Here is a 3,417-nt window from a genome sequence, read left to right on the forward strand (position 1 = left end):
CTTCCGCATATGACATACGACCCACCGCAGTCGATCGTCGGCGGCGGCCACCGCCGACAACGCACCGGCGACTACCGGTAGTTGACGAACTGCAGTGCGAAGTCGAAGTCCTTGCCCTTGAGGAGGGCGATCACGGTCTGCAGGTCGTCGCGGCTCTTGGAACTGACGCGGAGTTCGTCGCCCTGGACCTGAGCCTTGACGCCCTTCGGGCCCTCGTCACGGATGATCTTCGCCACCTTCTTGGCATTCTCCTGGGAGATGCCCTCCTGGATCGACGCGAAGATCTTGTACTCCTTGCCGGACAGCTGGGGCTCACCCGCGTCCAGGGCCTTCAGGGAGATCCCACGCTTGATCAACTTGGACTCGAAGACGTCGAGGACGGCCTTCACACGGTCCTCGGAGTTCGCCTCCATCAGGATCTTGTCGCCGGACCACGAGATCGAGGCGCCGACGCCCTTGAAGTCGTAGCGCTGGGAGATCTCCTTGGCGGCCTGGTTGAGGGCGTTGTCGACCTCCTGCCGCTCGACCTTCGAGACGATGTCGAAACTGGAGTCGGCCATGTCCTGTGGCTCCTTGTATCGGGGTATCGGGGGGCGTGTCGGGACCATTCGGATGCATATCGGCGCGCGCGAAAAACGACCGCCGGGCCCGGTCCTAGGCCCCGGGCCGCATCCGGACAAGCCTAGCCACCCCGCCACCTCCGAGTGCTGATCAATCAGGTGGCGGAGCACCCCTGTGCATCAGGTATCGTTTACGTCGTCGCCACGGAGCACCGCCGAAAAGCGGTTCGAAGGGCGGCCAATCCCAGGCGGTGTGCCCGAGTGGCCAATGGGAGCGGACTGTAAATCCGTCGGCTTAGCCTACCCAGGTTCGAATCCTGGCGCCGCCACATGGAGGGAAGCCCCTTCCGGACTGCGAGAGCAGCACGGAGGGGGCTTCTTCGTGTCCGGCCACGGTCGTTCGGCTGTGGCGGCGGATGCCGATGCGGGGGTGCGTACAGCGGCCATGGGGCGCCCGTCGGGTGCGAGGCACACTGGCTGCATGTCATCGCGTCGTAGGAACTGCCCCGAGTGCCGTCGTGAGATTGCTGTCGTGGCGGGGCGGTTCGCTCGGCATGATCCGCCGGGGGCGAACGGGGAGCTCGTGTCGTGTCCCGGGTCGCGCAGACCGGCCCAGTTCGGGGTGGTCCAGCCCGCGCTCGACGGATACGTCGTCCCGGAGTTCCCCGGGCAGCTACCGCTCTTCTGACCAGCTGAGGCCGCCCCTCTGAAGCCGCCCCTGCGGGGCCGCCCTTCTGAGACCGGCCGACCCCTCTGACGCCGACCCCTCAAGCCGACTCGACGAAGTGCCACCCCCCGGGCATCAGTTGCCCGCCACCGACTTCACCGCCACCGAGACCGGCGTCGAGCCGCTGATCACTTCCAGGGTCAGGCCGGCCGTGGCCGGGGTCTCCAGGAGTTCGGCGAGTACGGCGGCCACGTCGTCGCGGGGGATCGGGCCGCGGCCCGTGGCGGCCTCCAGACGGACGAGACCGGTGCCGGCGTCGTCCGTCAGCTGTCCGGGGCGCAGGATCGTCCAGTCCAGGGCGTCCAGGCCCCGCACATACGCGTCGGCCTCGCCCTTCGCCCGCAGATAGGCGTCGAAGACCTGGTCGCCCTCGTGCTTCGGGTCCGCGCCCATCGACGACACGACCACATGGCGCCGTACACCCGTCCGTACCGCCGCGTCCGCGAACAGGACCGCGGCGCCGCGGTCCACCGTGTCCTTGCGGGCCGCCCCGCTCCCCGGACCGGCGCCCGCCGCGAACACGGCGGCGTCCGCGCCCTGCAGATGCGCGGCGACCTCCTCGACCGACGCCGACTCCAGATCGCACAGCACCGGTTCGGCACCGGCCGCGCGCAGATCGTCGGTCTGCTCGTGGCGGCGGATGATGCCCGCGACCTCGTATCCGCGCGCGGCGAGCAGCCGCTCCAGCCGCAGCGCGATCTGACCATGACCTCCAGCGATGACAATGCGCATGGTTCCGACCGTACGCCCGAACGGGCGCCTCCGCCGCGCGGCCTTCTTCGGGCCGCACCTGGCGCAGCCACCTTCTCGCCACTCCGTTCGTCCCGCGCGCAACGTCTGTTCGTCGCGCAACCATTTGGGTGCCTCGGGTGTCTCATCAGTGTTCGCCGTGCCGGCGAGCGCAGAGATCACAGGGGGACGTCATCACCGTCATGCGCACATCCGTCGTACGTACGTCCATGGCGCGCGCATCCGCCGCCGGGGCGCCCGTCATCCGTCGCACCGTCACCGGGGTCGGCTGCGCCGCCGCCGTACTCGCCACGGTGGCAGCGTGCGGCACCGTCCAGAACCTCACCGCGGGGCAGAAGGTCGACAACGCCGTCGAGCGGCTCGGCGAGCAGAAGTCGCTGGCCTTCGGGATGCGGCTCGACGCCGACCCGGAGGACCTCACCGCGCTGGCGGGCGAGGACTCCGAGGAAGTGCCGCCCGAGATGGTGGAGTTCCTCACCGGCATGCGCGTCGATGTGTCGGTCAAGTCGAAGAAGCCGCTGGCCGACTCCGGTGAGAAGGACATCGTCGGCGTCGGCATGAAGGTCTCGGGCGATGACGGAGTGCTGGTCGAGTACCGGGTCGTCGGCGGCTACACGTACTTCCGTTCGGACATGCAGGCCATGGGCGAGGCGATGGGCGTGCCGTTGCCGACGGCCGACGAACTCGACCAACTCCCGGAGAGCGAGCAGCATCTGCGGCCGTTGTTCGAGGGCGAGTGGGTCAAGGTCCACACCTCCGAACTGGAGGACGCCACCGGGGACGCGGGGGCCGGCTCCGGCTCGCACGGCTCCGGCGAACTCGACGCCAAGACCCAGAAGAAGGTCCTCGACGCCGTGCGCGGTGTCGTCGCCCGTGAGGTCAGCTTCAAGACCAAGGAGGGCAAGGACGGCGCCGAGGTCATCACGGCCAAGGCCAACTTCCGCGACCTGCTCACCGGCGTCTTCGACAAGCTCCAGCCCCTGAAGGACGGCCTTCCGCCGGGTGCCGAACTCCCCACGGCCAAGGACCTCAAGGACGCCCCGAACAAGAACGTCGCCGTCGACTTCACCATCAAGAACGGCGACCTCACCCGCATCGAGACCGACCTCGCCGTCCTCGCCGACGACCCGAAGGGCGCCAAGGCCCCGCTGGTCCTCACCTTCGACAAGAAGGCCGGCGACATCAGCGCGCCCAAGGGCGCCACGGAAATGCCGGTCGACAAGTTCGGCGGCCCGTTCGGCAGCGGAATGCTGGGCGTCTGACCAAACGTTTGGTCAACCCGGTCACACCGGCTCGACCAACCCGCTCACACCGGGCACGCGCGCGTGGAGCACGCTCGCCCGTACCGGCCATCCGGTGCTTTGGCGCAAGCCCGGGCAC

The 3,417-nt window shown here is 68.8% G+C and carries 3 protein-coding genes and 1 tRNA gene; 2 read left to right on the forward strand and 2 right to left on the reverse strand.

The features are described 5' to 3' along the window. Nucleotides 1-71: 71 nt before the first annotated feature. A complete protein-coding gene (locus STRIP9103_RS12030) occupies nt 72-560 on the reverse strand; it encodes a YajQ family cyclic di-GMP-binding protein (RefSeq protein ID WP_009308853.1) in 489 nt (162 codons plus the stop codon). 247 nt (nt 561-807) lie between these two features. On the opposite strand from STRIP9103_RS12030, the gene STRIP9103_RS12035 reads away from it, so the two are divergent. Next, nucleotides 808-889 (forward strand) — tRNA-Tyr (locus tag STRIP9103_RS12035). Between the two features lie 473 nt (nt 890-1,362). Here STRIP9103_RS12035 and STRIP9103_RS12040 read toward each other — a convergent pair. Then, the gene (locus tag STRIP9103_RS12040) at nt 1,363-2,019 is read right to left on the reverse strand and encodes an SDR family oxidoreductase (RefSeq protein ID WP_048820135.1); all 657 of its coding nucleotides are present in this window, start codon (nt 2,017-2,019) and stop codon (nt 1,363-1,365) included. Between the two features lie 200 nt (nt 2,020-2,219). On the opposite strand from STRIP9103_RS12040, the gene STRIP9103_RS12045 reads away from it, so the two are divergent. Then, on the forward strand, nt 2,220-3,299 hold the full coding sequence (locus STRIP9103_RS12045) for a hypothetical protein (RefSeq protein ID WP_009308851.1): 1,080 nt from the start codon (nt 2,220-2,222) through the stop codon (nt 3,297-3,299). Nucleotides 3,300-3,417: the final 118 nt, after the last annotated feature.

The organism is Streptomyces ipomoeae 91-03 (assembly GCF_000317595.1).
GTDB classification, from domain to species: Bacteria; Actinomycetota; Actinomycetes; order Streptomycetales; family Streptomycetaceae; genus Streptomyces; species Streptomyces ipomoeae.